18 protein-coding genes are annotated in these 21,136 nt (G+C 67.3%); 16 read left to right on the top strand and 2 right to left on the bottom strand.

Annotation, left to right across the window (positions count from 1 at the left end; translation table 11 throughout):
• Positions 1-48: 48 nt before the first annotated feature.
• Positions 49-1,677, top strand: a complete 1,629-nt coding sequence (locus ACSFCA_RS32095) for a S41 family peptidase (protein WP_435462276.1) — start codon at positions 49-51, stop codon at positions 1,675-1,677.
• Between the two features lie 170 nt (positions 1,678-1,847).
• Complete coding sequence (locus ACSFCA_RS32090) at positions 1,848-3,038, top strand: nucleoside hydrolase (RefSeq protein ID WP_435462277.1); 1,191 nt, start codon at positions 1,848-1,850, stop codon at positions 3,036-3,038.
• A 12-nt stretch (positions 3,039-3,050) separates the two neighbouring features.
• Here ACSFCA_RS32090 and recQ read toward each other — a convergent pair whose 3' ends face one another.
• On the bottom strand, positions 3,051-4,943 hold the full coding sequence (recQ, locus tag ACSFCA_RS32085; RefSeq protein WP_258351911.1) for a DNA helicase RecQ: 1,893 nt from the start codon (positions 4,941-4,943) through the stop codon (positions 3,051-3,053).
• A 290-nt stretch (positions 4,944-5,233) separates the two neighbouring features.
• On the opposite strand from recQ, the gene ACSFCA_RS32080 reads away from it, so the two are divergent.
• The 14 genes from ACSFCA_RS32080 to hutG all read left to right on the top strand — a co-directional run bounded on the left by ACSFCA_RS32080 (position 5,234) and on the right by hutG (position 19,195).
• Positions 5,234-6,208: an ABC transporter substrate-binding protein gene (locus ACSFCA_RS32080; RefSeq protein WP_258351910.1), complete on the top strand. Its 975-nt coding sequence runs from the start codon at positions 5,234-5,236 to the stop codon at positions 6,206-6,208.
• A gap of 13 nt (positions 6,209-6,221) precedes the next feature.
• Entirely contained in the window at positions 6,222-7,076 is an 855-nt protein-coding gene (locus ACSFCA_RS32075; RefSeq protein WP_093059309.1) for an ABC transporter permease, read from the top strand.
• Positions 7,061-7,858, top strand: coding sequence for an ABC transporter ATP-binding protein (locus ACSFCA_RS32070; RefSeq protein ID WP_435462278.1), 798 nt, complete (start codon positions 7,061-7,063; stop codon positions 7,856-7,858). The genes ACSFCA_RS32075 and ACSFCA_RS32070 overlap by 16 nt, the downstream gene beginning before the upstream one ends.
• Positions 7,859-7,866: 8 nt before the next feature.
• Positions 7,867-8,604: a histidine utilization repressor gene (hutC, locus tag ACSFCA_RS32065; protein ID WP_435462279.1), complete on the top strand. Its 738-nt coding sequence runs from the start codon at positions 7,867-7,869 to the stop codon at positions 8,602-8,604.
• 59 nt (positions 8,605-8,663) lie between these two features.
• Positions 8,664-10,223: a histidine ammonia-lyase gene (gene hutH / locus ACSFCA_RS32060; protein WP_435462280.1), complete on the top strand. Its 1,560-nt coding sequence runs from the start codon at positions 8,664-8,666 to the stop codon at positions 10,221-10,223.
• Positions 10,224-10,251: 28 nt separating this feature from the next.
• A complete protein-coding gene (gene hutU, locus ACSFCA_RS32055; RefSeq protein ID WP_435462281.1) occupies positions 10,252-11,979 on the top strand; it encodes a urocanate hydratase in 1,728 nt (575 codons plus the stop codon).
• Positions 11,979-12,830, top strand: coding sequence for a phytanoyl-CoA dioxygenase family protein (locus tag ACSFCA_RS32050; RefSeq protein WP_435462282.1), 852 nt, complete (start codon positions 11,979-11,981; stop codon positions 12,828-12,830). Before hutU ends, ACSFCA_RS32050 begins: the two co-directional genes overlap by 1 nt.
• Positions 12,831-12,952: 122 nt before the next feature.
• A complete protein-coding gene (locus ACSFCA_RS32045) occupies positions 12,953-13,687 on the top strand; it encodes an IclR family transcriptional regulator (protein WP_435462283.1) in 735 nt (244 codons plus the stop codon).
• Between the two features lie 45 nt (positions 13,688-13,732).
• Positions 13,733-14,485 (top strand): transporter substrate-binding domain-containing protein, encoded by a 753-nt coding sequence (locus tag ACSFCA_RS32040; RefSeq protein ID WP_258351903.1) that lies wholly within the window; start codon positions 13,733-13,735, stop codon positions 14,483-14,485.
• A gap of 7 nt (positions 14,486-14,492) precedes the next feature.
• Positions 14,493-15,161, top strand: coding sequence for an amino acid ABC transporter permease (locus ACSFCA_RS32035; RefSeq protein WP_093059241.1), 669 nt, complete (start codon positions 14,493-14,495; stop codon positions 15,159-15,161).
• Positions 15,158-15,727: a HutD/Ves family protein gene (locus ACSFCA_RS32030; RefSeq protein ID WP_435462284.1), complete on the top strand. Its 570-nt coding sequence runs from the start codon at positions 15,158-15,160 to the stop codon at positions 15,725-15,727. Before ACSFCA_RS32035 ends, ACSFCA_RS32030 begins: the two co-directional genes overlap by 4 nt.
• Before the next feature lie 27 nt (positions 15,728-15,754).
• On the top strand, positions 15,755-16,981 hold the full coding sequence (gene hutI, locus ACSFCA_RS32025; protein WP_435462285.1) for an imidazolonepropionase: 1,227 nt from the start codon (positions 15,755-15,757) through the stop codon (positions 16,979-16,981).
• On the top strand, positions 16,978-18,363 hold the full coding sequence (locus tag ACSFCA_RS32020; protein WP_435462286.1) for a formimidoylglutamate deiminase: 1,386 nt from the start codon (positions 16,978-16,980) through the stop codon (positions 18,361-18,363). The genes hutI and ACSFCA_RS32020 overlap by 4 nt, the downstream gene beginning before the upstream one ends.
• A gap of 7 nt (positions 18,364-18,370) precedes the next feature.
• Entirely contained in the window at positions 18,371-19,195 is an 825-nt protein-coding gene (gene hutG, locus ACSFCA_RS32015) for an N-formylglutamate deformylase (protein ID WP_258351898.1), read from the top strand.
• A 12-nt stretch (positions 19,196-19,207) separates the two neighbouring features.
• Here the strand turns inward: hutG and ACSFCA_RS32010 are convergent, their stop codons facing one another.
• Positions 19,208-21,067 (bottom strand): DUF1963 domain-containing protein, encoded by a 1,860-nt coding sequence (locus ACSFCA_RS32010; protein ID WP_435462287.1) that lies wholly within the window; start codon positions 21,065-21,067, stop codon positions 19,208-19,210.
• Between the last annotated feature and the right edge of the window lie 69 nt (positions 21,068-21,136).

The raw sequence follows: 21,136 nt of genomic DNA, 5'->3' as shown, positions 1-21,136 counted from the left end.
CAGCCGGACGAAGAAGACGGTGCTGTGAGGAAGAACAAGGAGGAACACATGGGCTCTCTCAAGTTCGATGACGCGCGGCAATTGCCGCCTCCTGGCACAAGGGCTGCAGCAGCAAGCGCTGCGCTCGCCGTGGCCTGCCTGCTGGCGGGCTGTGGGGGCGGCGGTGGTGGAGGCGGGGGCGGTGGTTTGCCGATCGGCCTGGTGCCTGGCACCACCACACCGCCGCCCGCCAGTGGCGGTGACGGCGGCAGCGGCATCGTTGCCTCGGCCACGGTCGCCGGCCTGTGCGCCGCGCCGCGCAGCGGCATCAACCCCGATACCGGCACGGCCTACCCCGACCACAGCGGCACGCTCGACAACGAGAAAAGCTGGGTGCGTGGCTGGATCGACGAAACCTACCTCTGGTACGGCGAAGTGCCGACCACCCTCAAGGCCGCCGACTACGCCACGCCGATCACCTGGTTCAACGTGCTCAAGACCACGGCCACAACGAACTCGGGCCGCGCCAAGGACCGCTTTCACTTCACCTACGACACCGAGGTGTACCGCCAGCTGTCGCAGGGCGGCGTGTCGGCCGGCTATGGCATGGAGACGGCGTCGGTGCGCAGTTCGCCGCCGCGCGATATCCGCATCGCCTTCGTGGAACCGAATTCGCCCGCCACCACGGCGGGCCTGCAGCGCGGCGCGAAGATCCTCACGATCGACGGCATCAACGTCGTCAGCAGCACCGGCACCGCCAACGTCAACGCGATCAATGCCGCCCTGTCGCCCAAGGCCATTGGCGAATCGCACACCTTCACCTTCGAGGTGGGTGGCACGGCGCAGCCCGCGGTGCAACTGACGGCGGCCAAGATCACCAGCATGCCGGTGCAGAACGTCCAGGTCATCGACACCGGCAGCGGCCGTGTGGGCTACCTGCTGTTCAACGACCACATCACGACCTCCGAGGCGCAGCTCATCTCCGCGGTGAACACCTTCAAGCAGGGTGCCGGCATCCAGGACCTCGTGCTCGACATGCGCTACAACGGCGGCGGCCAGCTGCTCATTGCCAGCCGGCTGGCCTACATGATCTCGTCGCCGTCAGTGACCGCGGGCAAGACCTTCGAGCTACTGGCCTTCAACGACAAGAACCCCTTCCACCTGACAGTCGCGCAGACCCTCACGCCCTTCGCCACCACCAGCCGCTCCGGCCAGGCCCTGCCTACGCTCGGCCTCTCGCGCGTCACCGTGCTCACCGGCCCGGACACCTGCTCGGCGAGCGAGTCTGTCGTCAACAGCCTGCGCGGCGTGGGCGTCACCGTCAACCTCGTCGGCGGCACCACTTGCGGCAAGCCCTATGGCTTCTACCCGCAGGACAACTGCGGCACCACCTACTTCGCGATCCAGTTCAAGGGCGTCAACCAGCAGGGCTACGGCGACTACGGCGACGGCTTCACGCCCAACCCCGGCTGCACCGTGGCCGACGACTTCAGTCACCAGCTCGGCGATAAAGACGAGGCGCGGCTGTCCGCGGCGCTCACGCTGCGCAGCACCGGCGCCTGTCCGGCCGGGTCGGCCAAGTCCGCAGCCTCGGGCCTCGACAAGACCGAGCAGGCTGACGTGGAGCAACCCTATATGCCAGGCCGCTCGCCGCTGCGTGAGAACCGCCTGATCGACCCCCAGCCCAACCCGGGCTGACCCCTCTCCCCGTTCCCGCGGAAAACCCCTAGGCCATGGCGCTTGCCACACCCGTGGCTCGCCCTTTAGAGTGAGCAAACGTTTGCGCAAAGCTTTGCGCAAACGTTTGTATTTCAGTAGTACTCGGTGTCGAAGTCTGAAAACCAAATTCCTAGTCTCAGGAGAAGAAGATGCGCAAATGGATCGGGGCGATGTTCTTCGCCGTCATCACGGTGTTGGCGGGCTGCGGCGGAGGTGGCGATGGAGGCGGCGGCATCGGCCTCGGTTCCGGCTTCGGTGGCGGCGCATCGGGCGGCTCCACCAGCGCACAGAAAATCATCATCGACAGCGACTACAACACCATGAGCGATGACGGCCAGCTCGGCGTCATGGCCGCGCAACTGCAGGCCACGGGCCAGGTGCAGGTCATGGGCATCAGCGTGGTCTCGGGCAACCAGTGGCTCAAGCAGGGCGTGTCCGACGCGCTGATGTCGGTGGAGCGGCTTGGCGTGGGCGGCAACATCGGCATCTACGTGGGTGCGGACTACGCGCTCAACCACACCTTCGCCGACGTGGAAGCCGAAATGGCAGCGGGCGCGGGCGGCGACGGCTACCTTGGCGCCTGGGGCGGCCCCGAGCCCAAGACCGACGCCGACCTCAAGCCCTCGCCCGACGGCTTCGCCCAGCACACAGTGGTGCAGCGCAAGAGCGCGGTCGACTTCATCGTCGACACCGTGAAGGCCAACCCGAACGAGATCACCATTCTGGCCATCGGCCCGCTCACCAACATCGCGCTCGCGGTGAAGCAGAACCCAGAGATCGTTCCGCTCATCAAGAAGATCATCTACATGGGCGGCGCCATCGACGTGCCGGGCAACACCACCAAGGCCGCCGAGTTCAACTGGTGGTTCGACCCCGACGCCGCGCAGTTCGTGGTGCGGCTGCCCATTCCGCAGGTGGTGGTGCCGCTGGACGTGACCGACACCGTCTTCCTCACCAAGCCCATCTACGACCGCATCGCGCACCCGGCCAAGCCCACGGCCGTGACCGACGTGTTCCAGAAGCTCAACGGCTACGGCTTCGACGGCAAGAACGGCTTCGAGACCAACCCGAACTACACCCAGAACATCTGGGACACCCTCACGCTCGCCTACCTGATCGATCCGAGCTACGCCACGCAGACGGTGGACCGCTACGTCGATGTGATTGCCAAGCCCGGTGCCGCCAACAACGGCCAATCCATCGGCTACACCTCGCAGCCTGCGGGGGCGACGCTGCAGAAGATGACGGTGGTGAAGAAGTTCGACAACGCGCGCTTCTTCGAGTTGTACGTCGACCTGCTGACGCGGCCGGTGCCGATCACGCTGTCGGCGACGAACTAGACGCTGCAGCCTCTAGAACGCTTCGCAGACCCGCAGCACTTCGGTGCCATAAGCCTCGAGCTTCTTGGTGCCGATGCCGCTGATGCCCTGCAGGTCTTCGAGCGTGGCGGGCGCGCGCTCGGCAATGGCCGCCAGCGTGGCGTCGTGGAAGATCACGTAGGCCGGCAGGTTGTGCTCCTTCGCCACCTCGGCACGCCAGGCCTTGAGCGCTTCGAAGCGCTTCTTGCCCATGTCGTCGAGCTTGGCCGCGGCCGGCGAGGGGGCGCCCTTGGCGACCTTCTCGCGCCGGGGCTTGCGCTCGGCCGGTGACGACACCGACTCGCGCAGCGTCACGCTCGCCTCGCCCTTGAGCACCGCGCGCGAGCCTTCCGTGAGCTTCAGCGTGTTGAACGCCTCCGCGTCCACCGCCAGCGCGCCGGTGGCGATCAGCTGGCGCAGCACGCCGCGCAGCGCCACCTCGCTGAACTCCGCGCCAATGCCGAAGGTGCTGACGCGCTCGTGCCCGAACTGCTTGACCTTCTCGGTCGGCTTGCCGCGCAGGATGTCCATGATGTGCCCCGCGCCGAAGCTGATGCCGCTGAGCTGCTGCACGCGGTAGATGGTGCTCAGCAGCTTGCGCGCGGCATCGGTGCCGTCCCACACTTGCGGCGGGTTCAGGCAGTTGTCGCAGTTGCCGCAGGGCGTGCTCTTCTCGCCGAAGTAGCCCAGGAGGCGCACGCGCCGGCAGTCGCTGGCTTCGGCCAGCGAGAGCAGTGCATCGAGCTTGCCGCGCATCACCTGCTTGAACTCTTCGCCTGCCGGGCTCTCGTCGATCATGCGGCGCTGGTTCACCACGTCCTGCAGGCCGTAGGCCATCCAGGCGTCGGCAGGGCCGCCGTCGCGGCCCGCGCGGCCGGTTTCCTGGTAGTAGCCCTCGATGTTCTTCGGCATGTCGAGGTGGCCGACAAAACGCACGTCGGGCTTGTCGATGCCCATGCCGAAGGCGATGGTCGCGACCATCACGATGCCTTCCTCGCGCAGGAAGCGGTCCTGGTGCTTCTGGCGCACCGCCGCATCGAGGCCCGCGTGGTACGGCAGCGCGTTGATGCCCGCGTCGCGCAGCGTGACAGCCACGTCTTCCACCCGCTTGCGCGACTGGCAATAGACCACGCCCGCATCGCCTTCGTGTTCGCGCTCGATGAAGCGCAGCAACTGTGTGGTGGCGTCTTTCTTCTCGACGATGGTGTAGCGGATGTTCGGCCGGTCGAAGCTGGAGACGAACTGGCGCGCGTCCTCCAACTGCAGCCGCTCGACGATGTCGGCGCGCGTCAGATCGTCGGCCGTGGCCGTGAGTGCGATGCGCGGCACGCCCGCATAGCGCTCGTGCAGTACCGTCAGCGCGCGGTACTCGGGGCGGAAGTCGTGGCCCCACTGGCTCACGCAATGCGCCTCGTCGATGGCGAAGAGCGAGAGCTTGCCGCGCTCCTTCAGCGAATCGAGCTGCGACAGGAAGCGCGGCGTGTTCACCCGCTCGGGCGCCGCGTACAGCAGCGTGATCTCGCCGCGCAGCATGCGGCGCTCCACGTCCTGCGTCTGCTCCCAGTCGAGCGTCGAATTGAGAAAGGCTGCGCTCACCCCGGCTTCGTGCAGCGCGCCCACCTGGTCGTGCATCAGCGCGATCAGCGGCGACACCACGATCGCCACGCCGCGCCCCGCACGCTGCCGCGCGATCGCCGGAATCTGATAGCACAGCGACTTGCCGCCGCCCGTGGGCATCAGCACCAGCGCATCGCCGCCGCCCACCACGTGATCGACGATGTCCTGCTGGGCCCCCCGGAACTGCGCATAGCCGAAGACCTCGTGGAGGATGTCGGAGGGGGCGCTGCTGCCGGAGACGTCGATGGGGTGGGGAGCGAGAGAGGACACAGGCAGCGGTGGGGAGGTCGGAAAGGGGGCAAAGAGGGTGGGCCGTCGATTGTCCCCCAGCCCCGTCGATATGACTGTGGCACGAGGTTTGCGATGGTCACTCCCGTCCCGCGGCCTCCCTTGTCTAGACAGCAAACCGGTGCATTTCCCAAGGAAGTGCACCAAAAATGACCTTTCGGGTTATCCTGTATATACAAGTTGGGGCGCTTGGCAACAATGCGAGGCGTGCGTTACCCGGCCATCGGGCCCGCCGCCGAGCCTTTTCCTAAGAACAGACCCCAGGAGTACCCATGGTCAAGAAGACGGTAGTTGTGAAAGTCGCTTCGCTGCTGGCAGCAGGGGCATGTGCAGCGGGCATGGCCGGAACGGCCGCCGCCCAGGACATGACGAAGATCGCGCTCGGCATGTCCGGCTGGACCGGCTTCGCGCCGCTCTCGCTGGCGGACAAGGCCGGCATCTTCAAGAAGAACGGGCTCGACGTCGAGCTCAAGATGATCCCTCAGAAGGACCGCCACCTGGCGCTGGCCTCCGGTGCCATCCAGTGCGCGGCCACCACGGTCGAGACGCACGTGGCCTGGAACGCCAACGGCGTGCCCATCGTGCAGATCTTCCAGATGGACAAGTCCTACGGCGCCGACGGCCTCGCGGTACGCGGCGACGTCAGCAAGTTCTCCGACCTCAAGGGCAAGACCATCGGCGTCGACGCCCCCGGCACCGCGCCCTACTTCGGCCTGGCCTGGATGCTCAACAAGAACGGCATGACGCTGAAGGATGTGAAGACCACCACGCTGTCGCCGCAGGCCTCGGCCCAGGCCTTCGTGGCCGGCCAGAACGACGCCGCCATGACCTACGAGCCTTACCTCTCGACCGTGCGCGCCAACCCCGCCGCCGGCAAGATCCTCGCCACCACGCTCGACTACCCGATGGTGATGGACACCGTCGGCTGCGCGCCCACCTGGCTCAAGGCCAACGCCAAGGCCGCCGCCGCGCTCACCAAGTCGTACTTCGAGGCGCTCGACATGATCAAGGCCGAGCCCGAGAAGTCGAACGAACTCATGGGCTCGGCCGTGAAGCAGAGCGGCGAGCAGTTCGCCAAGTCGTCGGCCTTCCTGCGCTGGCAGGACAAGGCCGCCAACCAGAAGTTCTTTGCTGGCGAACTCACCAGCTTCATGAAGGAAGCCACGCCCATCCTTCTGGAAGCCGGCGTGATCCGCAAGGCGCCTGAAGATTTCGCGGCGACCTTCGATGCAAGCTTCGTCAAGTAACACCATGTCGCAAATGCCGTCCGCCGCGGTGGCCGCGGCGCCTGCCCCCAGGCCCGCAGCGGCGCCGGTCGTCGCGCCCGCGCGCCGCCGCGCGTTCGCACCGCTCGAACCCATCGGCACGCGTGCGCGCGTGCTGCTGGGGCTCGCGTTCTTCGTCGTCTTCGTGCTCGTGTGGGCCATTGCCACGCTCGGCGGCTTCGTGCCGCCGACCTTCCTCGCGAGCCCGCCGACCATGGTCAAGGAGGGCTGGCTTCTCTTCACCGAGTACGGCTTCATCGGCGACATCGGCATGACCGTGTGGCGCGTGTTCGGCGGCTTCCTGCTGGCGGCCGTGTTCGCCGTGCCGCTGGGCATTGCCATGGGCACCTGGAAGACCGTCGAGGCCTTCTTCGAGCCCTTCGTGTCCTTTTGCCGCTACCTGCCGGCCTCGGCCTTCATTCCGCTGCTGATCCTGTGGGCGGGCCTGGGCGAGATGCAGAAGCTGCTGGTGATCTTCATCGGCTCGTTCTTCCAGATCGTGCTGATGGTGGCCGTTACGGTGGGTGGCGCGCGGCGCGACCTGGTCGAAGCGGCCTACACGCTGGGCGCCAACAGCCGCGGCATCGTGGCGCGCGTGCTCATTCCGGGCGCCGCGCCGGGCATCGCCGAAACGCTGCGCCTCGTACTGGGCTGGGCGTGGACGTATGTGATCGTGGCGGAGCTGATCGGCTCTTCGTCGGGCATCGGCCACATGATCACCGACAGCCAGGCGCTGCTGAATACCGGCCAGATCATCTTCGGGATCATCGTGATCGGCGTCATCGGCCTCTTGTCCGACTTCGCCTTCAAGGCACTCAACCGCCGTCTGTTTGCATGGGCCGCACTGTGACGAAGAACCAACTTTCCATCCAGGGCGTCTCGCGCGTCTTCACCGGCACCAAGGGCCAGCGCACGCAGGCGCTGCTGCCCATCGACTTCGAGGTGAAGGAGAACGACTTCGTCACCATCCTCGGCCCCTCGGGCTGCGGCAAGTCGACGCTGTTGCGCATCGTGGCGGGGCTCGACTTCCCGACCACCGGCCAGGTGCTGCTCGACGGCGAGCGCATCGATGGCCCGGGTGCCGACCGCGGCGTGGTGTTCCAGAGCTACACGCTGTTCCCGTGGCTCACGGTGGCGCAGAACATCCGCTTCGGCCTGCGCGAGCGCGGCATGAGCGAGGCCGACCAGAAGGAGCGCAGCGAGTTCTTCATCGCCAAGGTCGGCCTGCGCGGCTTTGAGAACCACTTTCCGAAGCAGCTCTCGGGCGGCATGCAGCAGCGCACGGCCATTGCGCGCGCGCTGGCCAACGACCCCAAGATGCTGCTGCTCGACGAGCCCTTCGGCGCGCTCGACAACCAGACCCGCGTGCTGATGCAGGAGCTGCTGCTCGGCATCTGGGAGTCGGCGCAGAAGACGGTACTGTTCGTCACGCACGACATCGACGAGGCGATCTTCATGGCCAACCGCGTGGCGGTGTTCAGTGCGCGGCCGGGGCGCATCAAGACCGAGATCGCGGTCGACTTTCCGCATCCGCGCAGCTACACCATCAAGACCTCGCCGGAGTTCATGGACATCAAGGCGCGCCTGACGGAAGAAATTCGCGCCGAGTCGATGGCGACGGCGGAGCATTGACCGAAACGATGAAACGCGACCTGCCGACCCTCGCGCTCTACGCGCAAGTCAAGGATCACATCTCCCGCAAGATCCAGGACGGCACGTGGCCGCCCGGCCACCGCCTGCCTTCGGAGCACGAGCTGGTGGCGCAGTTCGGCATGGCCCGCATGACGGTGAACCGCGCGCTGCGCGAACTGGTGGAGCAGGGCCGCATCGTGCGCGTGGCCGGCGTCGGCAGCTTCGTGGCCGAGAACAAGCCGCAGTCCACGCTGCTGCAGATCGCCAACATCGCCAGCGAAATCCGCCAGCGCGGGCACGACTACCGCTGCGAAATGATCGAGGTCGAACGCATTGCCGCCTCGCCCGACGTGGCTGCGTGGCTCGACCTGCGCGCTGGCGACTCGGTGTTCCACAGCGCCTGCCTGCACCTGGAGAACGAAACGCCGGTGCAGCTCGAAGAGCGCTACGTCAACCCGCAGGTCGTGCCCGACTACCTCGAGCAGGATTTCACCGCCATGCCGCCCAGCGAATACCTGGTGCGCAACGTGCCCTTCGACCAGATCGAACACGTCGTCGATGCCGTGCTGCCCAACCCGGAGCAGGCGCAAAGGCTCGCAATGGCACCCACCGACCCCTGCCTGCTGCTGACGCGCCGCACGTGGATACGCAACACGCCCGTGACATGGGTGCGCTGCCTGCATCCCGCCTCGCGCTACAGCCTGGGCAGCCGCTTCAAGGCCGACGGCAACCCCAGCTTCGGCTAGTTTTTTCGTCCTTAGAGACCTACGTTTTCTCTCGCAACTACTTGTATAGACAGGTTCACATGCCAAGCAATCACACCGCCACTCCAGATGCCACTTTGACCCTTACGCCCGGCAAGGTCGATCTAGCGATGCTGCGACGCATCCAGGCCGGCGGCGTGCAGCTTGCGCTCGACCCGTCGGTGCGCGACGGCATGCTGCGCGCCGAAGCCGCCGTGCGCCACATCGTCGAGAACGACCAGGTCGTCTATGGCATCAACACAGGCTTCGGCAAGCTTGCCAGCACGCGTATCGGCAACGACCACCTGGCCGAGCTGCAGCGCAACCTGGTGCTGTCGCACAGCGTGGGCACGGGCGAGCCGCTGGCCGCGCCGGTGGTGCGCATGATCCTCGCGACCAAGGCCGTGAGCCTGGCGCGCGGCCATTCGGGCGTGCGGCCCGCGCTGGTCGATGCGCTGCTGGCCCTGTTCAATGCGGGCGTCACGCCGAGCATTCCGTGCAAAGGCTCGGTCGGCGCTTCCGGCGACCTCGCGCCGCTCGCGCACATGGCCTGTGTGCTGATCGGCGAAGGCCAGGCGACTTTGGCCGATGGCAAGGTCGTCGGCGGCGCCGAGGCGATGCGCAGCATCGGTCTCGAACCCTTCGTGCTCGGCCCCAAGGAAGGCCTGGCGCTGCTCAACGGCACGCAGGTGTCGACAGCGCTCGCGCTCTTCGGCCTGTTCGGCGCGGAAGACGTGTTCGCCTCTTCGCTGATGTCGGGTGCGCTGTCGCTCGAAGCCATCCAGGGCTCGATCAAGCCTTTCGACGCACGCATCCACGCCGCGCGCGGCCAGCTCGGGCAGATTGCCGTGGCGGGCGCGGTGCGCACGCTGCTCGAAGGCAGCGAGATCGTTCCCTCGCACGCCGACTGCGGCCGCGTGCAAGACCCGTACTCGGTGCGCTGCATCCCGCAGGTGATGGGCGCCTGCCTCGACAACCTCGCGCACGCCGCGCGGGTGCTGGTCATCGAAGCCAATGCCGCTTCGGACAACCCGCTGGTGTTCGTCGACACAGGCGAGGTGATCTCGGGCGGCAACTTCCACGCCGAGCCCGTCGCCTTCGCGGCCGACATCATTGCGCTGGCCATCAGCGAAGTCGGCGCCATCGCCGAGCGCCGCATCGCGCTGCTGCTCGACACCGGCCTGTCGGGCCTGCCGCCGTTCCTGGTGCGCGATGGCGGCCTCAATTCCGGTTTCATGATCGCGCAGGTCACGGCGGCCGCATTGGCTTCGGAGAACAAGTCGCTCGCGCACCCCGCCAGCGTCGACAGCCTGCCGACCTCGGCCAACCAGGAAGACCACGTCTCGATGGCCACCTTCGCGGGCCGACGCCTGGCCGACATGGTCAACAACACGGCAGTGGTCGTCGGCATCGAAGCGATGGCCGCAGCCCAAGGCATCGAGCTCAAGAGAAAGCTCAAGAGCTCGCCGCTGGTCGAAGCCGAATTCGCCAGCATCCGCCAGAAGGTCGCCTTCCTCGAACGCGACCGCTATCTCGCCCCCGACATCGAAGCCATGCGCCAGTGGGCGCTGAAGGCCGAGCTGCCGGCCGCGCTGCTCGACATCCTGCCCAGTCACTCGTAAAACACACCCCGATTAGGAGAACCACGCCATGAACGCTCCCGAGAAATTCGCCCTGAACAATCCCGACGCCGCCGATCCGCGCCATGACCCGACCCGCGTCATCCGCGCCCCGCGCGGCAGCGAGCTCAACTGCAAGAGCTGGCTCACCGAAGCCCCGTTCCGCATGCTGCAGAACAACCTCGACGCCGAGGTGGCCGAGCGCCCGCAAGACCTCGTGGTGTACGGCGGCATCGGCCGCGCCGCGCGCAACTGGGCCTGCTACGACCAGATCCTCGCGTCGCTGAAAGAGCTGAACGACGACGAGACGCTGCTCATTCAATCGGGCAAGCCCGTCGGCGTGTTCAAGACGCACGAGAACGCACCGCGCGTGCTGCTGGCCAACTCGAACCTCGTGCCCAAGTGGGCCAACTGGGAGCACTTCAACGAGCTCGACCGCCAGGGCCTCTTCATGTACGGCCAGATGACGGCTGGCAGCTGGATCTACATCGGCAGCCAGGGCATCGTGCAGGGCACCTTCGAAACCTTCGTCGAAGCCGGCCGCCAGCACTACAACAACAGCCTCGCGGGCAAGTGGATCCTCACGGCCGGCCTCGGCGGCATGGGCGGCGCGCAGCCTCTCGCGGCCACGCTGGCGGGTGCGGTGTCGCTCAACATCGAGTGCCAGCAGTCGAGCATCGACTTCCGCCTGCGCACGCGCTACGTCGACAAGCAGGCGCGCGACATCGATCATGCCTTCGAGCTCATCAAGCAGCACTGCGACGCGAAGGAGGCCGTGTCGATCGCGCTGCTCGGCAACGCGGCCGACATCCTGCCCGAGCTGGTCAAGCGTGCGAAGGCCGGCGGCCTGAAGCCCGACCTCGTGACCGACCAGACCTCCGCGCACGACCTCATCAACGGCTACTTGCCTTCGGGCTGGAGCGTGCCTCAATGGCAGGCTGCGATGAAGGACGCCTCGCAGCACGATGCGCTGAAAAAGGCAGCAGCCAAGTCTTGCGCCGTGCACGTGCAGGCCATGCTCGACTTCCAGGCCATGGGCATCCCCACGGTCGATTACGGCAACAACATCCGCCAGGTGGCCTTCGACGAAGGCGTGAAGAACGCCTTCGACTTCCCGGGCTTCGTGCCGGCCTACATCCGCCCGCTGTTCTGCGAAGGCAAGGGCCCGTTCCGCTGGGTCGCGCTCTCGGGCGACCCGGAAGACATCTACAAGACCGACGCCAAGATCAAGGAGCTGTTCCCCGAGAATAAGCACACCCACCGCTGGCTCGACATGGCGCGCGAGCGCATCGCCTTCCAGGGCCTGCCGGCGCGCATCTGCTGGCTGGGCCTGGGCGAGCGCCACATCGCGGGCCTGGCCTTCAACGAGATGGTGAAGAACGGCGAGCTGAAGGCGCCGATCGTCATCGGCCGCGACCACCTCGACACCGGCTCGGTGGCCAGCCCCAACCGCGAGACCGAAGCCATGAAGGACGGCACCGATGCCGTGTCCGACTGGCCGCTGCTCAACGCGCTGCTCAACACCGCCGGTGGCGCCACCTGGGTCAGCCTGCACCATGGCGGCGGCGTGGGCATGGGCTACTCGCAGCATTCGGGCGTGGTGATCGTCTGCGACGGCACCGACGCCGCGGCCAAGCGCATCGAACGCGTGCTCTTCAACGACCCGGCCACGGGAGTGATGCGCCATGCCGACGCGGGCTACGACATCGCCGTCGCCACTGCGAAGAAGCAGGGCCTGAAGCTGCCGATGGTGAAGTGATGGCGGGCGCGGTCCTTCCCGACGCCCGGGAACTGCAGCGCCGCGTTCAGGCGCGCGTAGACGACGCGCTGGTCGCGCAGTTCCAGCGCGACGGTGCGGTCTGCATCCGACAGCTGCTCACGCCGGGCGAACTGGCGCTGCTGCAGGGCGGCATCGAAGCCAACCTCGCCGCACCCAGCCCGCGCGCCAAGGTGGCGAGCCGGCCCGACGACCCGGGCCGCTTCTTCGAGGACTTCTGCAACTGGCAGGACATCGACGCCTTCCGCCGCTTCATCTTCGAGGCACCGCTCGCGCAGCTGGCGCAGCGGCTGATGGGCTCGCAGACCGTGCGGCTCTACCACGACCACCTGCTCGTGAAGGAGCCCGGCACGCGCCAGCGCACGCCGTGGCACCAGGACCAGCCCTACTACAACATCGAAGGCGAGCAGAACGTCAGCATGTGGATTCCGGTCGATCCGGTGTCGCGCGCTGCCACGCTCGAGTTCGTGGCCGGCTCCCACAAGGGGCCGTGGCTGATGCCGCGCACCTTCATGGACAACCACGCCAAGTGGTTCCCCGAAGGCAGCCTGCAAGACCTGCCCGACATCGAGGGCGATCGCGAGCGCTTTCCCATCGTCGGCTGGAACATCGAGCCCGGCGATTTCGTCTGCTTCCACATGCTCACGCTGCATGCGGCCGCCGGGGTCGAGGGGCCGAACCGGCGCCGCGTGTTCTCGGTGCGCTTCCTGGGCGACGACATCCGCCATGCGCCGCGCAGCTGGAAGACCTCGCCCGACTTCCCCGGGCTGGCCGACACGCTGCCGGCGGGCGCGCCCATGGACGACGCGCGCTTTCCGCTGCTGGTGGGTTAAGACGAAGGTAGAAAGAAAAAACGCGCTCATTCCCATCGAGTGGGAATCAAGGCTTGGAAGTGAGAACGGCGAGCAAGATACTGCACGCCGCATCCACTTTCGACCTCCAGCGATTGCCTCCGATGACGCCCCCGATTGAAGCTCCCGCCCACAACGACCGCGCGCTGTTCGTGCTGTCGGTGCTGGCGCAAAGCAAGGCGGCGATGACGGCGGCCGAGCTGGTGCAGGCCACCGGCCTGTCGCAGAGCACGCTGTACCGGCAGATCGCCACGCTGCGCCGCTGGGGTTTCGTGATGGAGTCCGAGGGCCGGTACTCACCGGGCCCGGTGAGCGTGCAGCTGGCCACCGGCTTCGACGGCAACTCCGATCTCGTGATGGCGGCGCGCGCCGACATGCGCGTGCTGGCCCAGCAGACGCACGAGAGCGTGGCGCTGGTCACGGCCGTGAACGAGCGCGTCGTGTGCCTGGAGATGATCGACAGCGAGCAGTCGCTGCGCTGCTCCTTCGATCGCGGCCGCAGCGTGCCGGCGCGCGACGGCGCCAGCGCCAAGTGCCTGCTGGCCCACATGCCGCTCGACCAGCGCGATGCCCTGCTCGACGGGCTGGCCGAAAGCCCTGAACGCCGTGCCGAGCGTGCCACCGAACTCGATGCCATCCGCGAAGCCGGCCATGCCGTGACCCACGGCGAGGTCGATGCCGGCGTGTGGGGCGCGAGCGCGCCGGTGCTTGCCTCGGGGCGGCGCCTGCGCGGCGCGATCACGCTCATGGCGCCGCTCACGCGCGTCGAGGGCATGGAAGCTGCATTGCTCCACATGACCGTCGTCACGGCGGCCCGCATCTCTCGCGCCCTGCAGTAGTCGCGCGCTGCTCTTTCTTTTTCATTCCCACGGAAGCCTTTCACCATGAACACCCGTCGCACCCTTGTCGCCGCCGCACTCTCCGGTCTCGCTCTCTTCGGTTTCGCTGGCGCCGCGCAAGCGCAGGGCGAGCCGCTGCGCGTGGCCACCGATGCCACCTTCCCGCCGATGGAATTCGTGGAGAACGGCAAGCGCACCGGCTTCGACGTGGAGCTGGTCGAGGCCATCGGCAAGACGCTGGGCCGCAAGATCGAGTGGATCGACATCGACTTCAAGGGCCTCGTGCCGGGCCTGATCTCCAAGCGCTTCGACATGGCCGTCTCGGGCATCTACATCACCGACGAGCGCAAGAAGGTCGTCGACTTCACCGTGCCGTACTACGCGGGCGGCCTCGTCGTGATGGTGAAGGACGGCAACACCGCCATCAAGACGCCGGCCGACATCAACGGCAAGAAGGTCAGCGTGCAGGTGGGCACCAAGTCGGTGTCGTACACCAAGGAGAAATTCCCGCAGGTGCAGCTGATGGAAGTCGAGAAGAACCAGGAAATGTTCAACCTCGTCGACATCGGCCGCGCCGACGCCGCCGTGACCGGCAAACCCGCCGCCTACCAGTACGTGCGCACGCGCGGCGGCCTGAAGGTGCTGCCCGAGCAGATCACCACCGAGGAATACGGCATGGCCATCCGCAAGGACACGCCCGAGCTCACCAAGGCTGTGAACGGCGCCATCGAGAAGCTGAAAGCGGACGGCACCTACGACCAGATCGTGAAGAAGTGGTTCAGCGCCAACGCCAAGTAAGCGGGCCATGGATTTCGATTTCTCGCCCGTCTGGGAGGGCTGGCCCGACCTGCTGCGCGGCGCGCTCGTCACGGTGGAGATCACCTCCTGCGCGCTGGCGCTGGGCTGCGTGCTGGGCCTGCTGGTCGGCATCGGCCGGCTGAACCCGAAGCGGCGCTGGCTCTACGGCGTGTGCACCGCGTATGTGGCGGCCATTCGCGGCACGCCGCTGCTGGTGCAGCTGTTCATCCTGTTCTTCGGACTGCCGCACTTCGGCATTCTTCTGCCGGCCTTCTTGTGCGGCGTGCTGGGGCTCGGCGTGTACTCGGGCGCATACGTGTCGGAGATCGTGCGCGGCGCGATCCAGTCGATCGACAAGGGCCAGACGATGGCGGCGCAGTCGCTGGGCATGACGCCCGGCGTGGCAATGCGCCAGATCGTGCTGCCGCAGGCGGTGGTGCGCATGATTCCGCCGCTGGGCAACGAGTTCATCGCGCTCATCAAGAACTCGGCGCTGGTGTCGCTGCTGACCATCCACGACGTGATGCACGAGGGGCAGAAGATCATCAGCGTGTCTTACCGCTCGCTGGAGGTGTACCTGGCCATCGCGGTCGTGTACTTCGTGCTGACCGGCACCATGACGCTGGTGCTGCGGCACTTCGAGCAGCGGCTGCGCCAGGGCGGGTTGATGCGATGAGCGTGTTTCGTTTCTCGCGCGCCGCGCTGCCTGCCATGCCGTGGAAGAACGGCGGCGGTACCACGCAGGAAATCGCCAGCTGGCCGCAGGGCGCGGGGCTCGACAGCTTCGGCTGGCGCGTGAGCATCGCGACCATCGCAGCGGCGGGGCCGTTCTCGGTGTTCGCGGGCGTCGACCGCAGCATCACGCTGCTGGAAGGCGACGGGGTTCGCCTGTTCACGCACGACGGGCGCATCGACCATCGCCTCGATGTGCCGCACAGGCCCTTTGCCTTCAGCGGCGACGAGGCCATCGACTGCACGCTGCTCGGCGGTGTGTCGAACGACTTCAACGTGATGACGCGGCGTGGACAGTGGCGCGCCGAGGTGCGGGTGCACGACAGTGCCTCGGCCATCGAAGCCGCGCCGCATGGCGTGTTGCTGGCGTTGCGCGGCGCGTGGCGGTTGAACGACGAAGCGTTCCGCGAAGGCGAGGGCCTGCAGTGGGCTGGCGCAGCACAGGCCTGGCAGGCGGTGCCCGAGGGCACCGATGCACGGTTGCTCGCTGTGCGCATCACGCCGGCGTAACCTGCAACAGCAAAGACAGGAAAGACGATGAAACCCGCCAACGAATTCCCTTCGGCCGACGGCCTCTGGACCGGTCTTCGCCTCGCCGCCGATGCAGGGGCGGAAGCTGCCATCGTGGTGGAGCAGGGCGCGATCCGCTGGGGCGGCGCGCGCAGCGCACTGCCGGCAGGGTTCGCGAGCCTTGCGCCGCACGACGGCGGCGGCGCGCTCGTCACACCGGGCCTGGTCGATTGCCATACGCACCTGGTCTACGGCGGCCAGCGCGCCAACGAGTTCGCGATGCGGCTTGCGGGTGCCACGTACGAAGAAGTGGCGAAGGCCGGTGGCGGCATCGTCTCGTCAGTGCGCGCCACGCGCGAGGCCGATGAAGGCACGCTCTTCGCGCAGGCCGCGTCGCGGCTCGAACAGTTGCTGGCCGACGGCGTGTGTGCCATCGAGATCAAGTCGGGCTACGGCCTCTCGTTGGAACACGAGCGCAAACAGCTTCGCGTGGCGCGGCGTCTTGGCGAGGCCTATGGCGTGACGGTGCGCACCACCTTCCTCGGCGCGCACGCGCTGCCGCCCGAATATGCAGACCGCAGCGGCGACTACATCGACCTCGTCTGCCGCGAGATGCTGCCCGCGCTCGCAGCCGAAGGGCTGGTCGATGCGGTCGACGTGTTCTGCGAACGCATCGCCTTTTCGCTCGAGGAGACCGAACAGGTCTTCAAGGCCGCGCAGGCGCTGGGCCTGCCGGTGAAGCTGCATGCCGAGCAGCTGTCGGACATGGGCGGTGCGGCACTGGCCGCTCGGTATGGGGCGCTCTCGTGCGACCACATCGAACACCTGTCGGCCGAGGGCATCGAGGCGATGCGCAAGTCGGGCACCGTGGCCGTGCTGTTGCCCGGCGCGTACTACACGCTGCGCGACACGCACCTGCCACCCATCGCCGCGCTGCGCGCCGCAGGCGTGCCGATGGCGGTGTCCACCGATCACAACCCTGGCACCTCGCCGGCGCTGAGTCTGCTGCTGATGGTGAACATGGCCTGCACGCTGTTTCGCCTCACCGTGCCCGAGGCGCTCGACGGCGTCACCGTACACGCAGCGCGTGCGCTGGGCCTGCAGGACACGCACGGCGCCATCGCGCCCGGCATGCCCGCCAACTTCGTTCTGTGGAACGTGTGCGATGCGGCCGAACTGGCCTACTGGTTCGGCCAGCAGCCCGTGCGCGCCGTGGTTCGCCAGGGCCGCATCGCCATCGGAGCCAACGCATGACAAAAAACACTTTCTTCGCGGCCGATGCGCTGCTGCCCGAAGGCTGGGCCAGAAACGTCCTGCTGACGTGGAACGATGCGGGCCAGCTCACGCAGGTGCAAGCCGGTGCACAACGGACTGCCGACACGCAAGCCGCCAACGGCCCCGTGATCCCCGGCATGCCCAACCTGCATTCGCACGCCTTCCAGCGCGCCTTTGCCGGCCTTACCGAACACCGCGCCGAGCAGCAGGACAGTTTCTGGAGCTGGCGCACGCTGATGTACCGCTTTGCCGCGCGCCTCGGCCCGCAGCACATGGAAGCCATCGCCACCTGGCTCTATGCCGAGATGCTCGAAGCGGGCTACACCAGCGTGTGCGAGTTCCAGTACGTGCATCACGACGTGGATGGCCGCCCGTATGCCGACGACGCGACGCTGAGCCTTGCCCTGCTGCGCGCCGCGAAGAATGCCGGCATCGGCTTCACGCTGCTGCCGGTGCTCTACCAGACCGGCGGCTTCGGCGACCTGCCGCCCACCGACGGGCAGCGCCGCTTCATCCGCTCGACCGATTCGATGCTGCGTTTGCTCGAAGCGCTCAAGCCGGTTTGCGAAGCGCAGGGCGCACGCCTCGGCCTGGCACCGCATTCGCTGCGCGCCGTGCCGCCCGAAGGCCTGCGCGATGCGATCGCGAGGCTCGAAGCCATCGACCGGACCGCGCCCATCCACATCCACATCGCCGAGCAGACGAAGGAAGTGGACGACTGCGTGGCCTGGAGCGGCCTGCGCCCGGTCGAGTGGCTGCTCGACCACGCACCGGTCGATGCACGCTGGTGCCTCGTGCACGCCACGCACATGAACGACGCCGAGTACGAATACGCGGCCCAGAGCGGCGCGGTCGCGGGCCTGTGCCCGACGACCGAGGCCAACCTCGGCGACGGCATCTTCGACTTCGCCAAATGGCGCAGCCACGGCGGGGCATGGGGCGTGGGCTCGGACAGCCACGCGAGCGTCAACGCGGCCGAAGAGCTGCTGATGCTCGAATACAGCCAGCGTCTGGGCAAGCGCCAGCGCAACGTCGGCGCCAGCGCGGCGCAGCCGCATGTCGCGACCGCGCTCACGCTCGAAGCGGTGCAGGGCGGTGCGCAGGCCGCGGGCCGCGCCGTCGGCGGGCTTGCCGCGGGGCAGCAGGCCGACTTTGCCGTGCTCGATGCATCGCACCTCGCGCTGCAGGGCCTGCTTGCGCCCGATATGCTCTCGGCCCACGTCTTCGCGAGCCATCGCACCTCGGCCATCGACACCGTCTGGGTGGCGGGCCGTCCGCGCGTTTCGGCCGGCCGCCATGCGATGCACGACGAAGCCGCGGCCGCCTTCGTGGCCGCGCGCACCCAACTACTCAAGGATTGACCCCACCATGGCCTTCACCACCGCCGAACCGCCATTCCGCTTCCGCCAGGGCACGCGCCCGCTGCTGATCTCGATGCCGCACGTGGGCACGCACGTGCCGCCCGCGCTCGCTGCCCGCTTCACAGAAGAAGCGCGCCATGTGCCGGACACCGACTGGCACCTCGAACGGCTCTACGACTTTGCCGATGAGCTTGGCGCTTCGGTGCTGGTCGCCACGCATTCGCGCTACGTGATCGACCTGAACCGTCCGCCGGACGGCGCGAGCCTGTATCCCGGCCAGAGCGTCACCGGCCTGTGCCCGGTCGATACCTTCGACGACACGCCGGTGTATGCCAACCCTGGCGACCTGCCGGGCGATGCGGAAACCGCCGAACGCCGCGATGCCATCTGGCAGCCCTATCACGCGAAGCTGGCGGAAGAGCTCGCGCGCATCCGCGCGCAGCACGGCGTGGCCGCGCTGTGGGACGCGCACTCGATCCGCTCGGTGCTGCCGCGTTTCTTCGAAGGCAAGCTGCCCGACCTGAACCTGGGCACCGGCAAGGGCATCAGCTGCGACCCGGCGCTGGCGCAGACGCTGCTGGGCATCGCCGAAAGCGCCACCGGCTACACCGGTGTGCTCAACGGCCGCTTCACCGGCGGCTACATCACGCGCAACTACGGCAGCCCCGCGCAGAACGTGCACGCGGTGCAACTGGAGATGACGCAGAGCAGCTACATGCAGGAGAAGCTGCCGTTCGACTACCTGCCCGAGGTGGCGGCCGGCGTGCAGCCGCATGTGCGGCGGATGATCGAGGCGGTGCTGGCGTTCGCCGAATCGCGCGCGGCGCGCTGAGCGACCGCAGGCTCAACTGCTTTCCAGGCTCGCGAAGGTCCTGGAGAAATCGCCGAGCGCCAGGTCCTTCATGTGGATGCTGAAGCTCAGCGTGCCCGCGTCCCAGAAGCAGAAGCCGGGCCGGTTGTCCGACTCGAGCATCAGCAGGTTGACCCATTCGCCGGGCAGGCCGCCGCGCTCGGCTGATGCCTGCTCCTCGGGCGATTGGTGCTGCGTGAACACGTGCGCGTTGACGAGGTGGCAGTCCTCGCTCTTGCCCGAGAGCTCTTCCTGCAGTGCCCAGTAGGCCTTCTGCAGCTTGTCGTCGTCCTCGATGTTCAGCAGCACCGCGTCGCGGCCGGTCAGGCGGTCGCGCGCGTTGTAGAGGCTCGGCACTGATACGGTGGCGCTGGCGACGGCCTTGAAGCCGGGGAACACGTCTTCGTCCTCGAAGGTGGCGTCGTCCGGGTGGCGATAGGTCTGCAGCGATGAGGCGGGAGCGGTCGAGTGAATCACCCGGTGCTTCTGCAGCTCCTCCTGGTCCTCGCTGAAAAAGTAGAGCATGCCGTCGCGCGGCAGCCAGGGCTGCAACGCGGCCACGTCGGCCAGGCGCAGTTGCGCATAGAAGCGCCAGTGCGTGCCGTCTTCCGCACGGGGAAATTCGATGTCCGGCGGAAGGTCGGGTGCGCCGCCGAAGCGCGTGTTGCCCTTCTGCGCATAGTCTTCCGGCTCGGTGGTGCGGTAGCGCACGGTGTTGCGGGCCAGGCGCAGCAGCGCGGGCAGATAGCGCTTGAGCTTGTGCCGGGCGCAGGCGGCTTCCAGGATTGCCGCGTGTTCTGCGCTGTCGCGCGCCAGGAAGCTTTCGGGCGCCACCGCCAGATCGATGTCCGGGCGATAGCGGATGTCGAGATACAGCGCCTTGAGCTTGTTCTCGAGCGTGACCTTCCCGATGTTCTTCAGCGACGCCGGCAGCGACACGAAGGGATTCTTCTCGACGTTCAGCAGAGTCAGCGCCGGCAGGTGGCCGACGCACTCGGGCAGCGTGGCGAGTGCATTGCCGGACAGCGCCAGCCGTTGCAGCCGCGAGAGGCGGCCGATGCTGTCGGGCAGGTCGCGCAGCTTGCCGGACTGCAGGAACAGTGCTTCCAGCTGCCCGAGCGCGCCGAAGTTTTCGGGCAGGTGCTCGATGGCCGAGCCGCGCACGAACAGCTCCTTCAACGACGAGAGCGAACAGAATTCGTCCGGCAAGGCCGTGAAGGGCGCGTGCGCCGGCGACGTGAACTGCAACGACAGGAATTCGAGGTTCCTGAAGCGCAGGATCTCCGGCGGGAAGGCCTCGATCTTCGGTGTGTCGCTTCGCCACGGTTGCCGGATCAGCAGCCGCCGCACCCGTTCGGGCAGCACCTCGGCAGCCTCCTCGAGGCTCGTGTAGGTGTGCGGCTGCAGCGTCACTTCGCCGGGCTCGAAAGCCTTGCGGATGTGGATGGGAACGCTCTTGCTGTCGTCGTAGCGCGAACGCATTGCGCCGCGCAGTTCGACCGATGAAGGCGTCAGCGTCACTGTGCCGTGGAAGTTGTCGAGCGCGAAGCCGCGCTCGTACAGGTGAAAGTCGAAGGTGGCCGGCTGGTTTTGCGGCATCTGCACGATGCGCAGCGGCTCGCCGGTCTTGTCGTGGAAGAAGAACGCGTCGTAGGTGCCGAACTGCGGCGCGATCGTGCCCAGCGAGGGGTTGTCCACGTCGTCGGGCTGGAAGGCGGGTGCATGCAGCGCCGCATCGAACGCGACCGGGGCCGTGTGCAACTGGAACTGCATGCCCCCGTCGACGAAGCCGGCCGAGGATTGCGCGGTGAACGCGAAGTGCGCGTCGCCGACCTGAAAGATGTCTTCTTGCATGGAGATGAAAGCGTCGATGCCTGCGTCCAACCTTGCCAGAGCGGCAAGACATGGACAAGGCCCAAGTCC

Source organism: Variovorax multivorans (assembly GCF_051216835.1).
GTDB lineage: Bacteria > Pseudomonadota > Gammaproteobacteria > Burkholderiales > Burkholderiaceae_C > Variovorax.
Note: the sequence above shows the minus strand (reverse complement) of the source record. Positions and strands in the feature narration are given on the sequence as shown.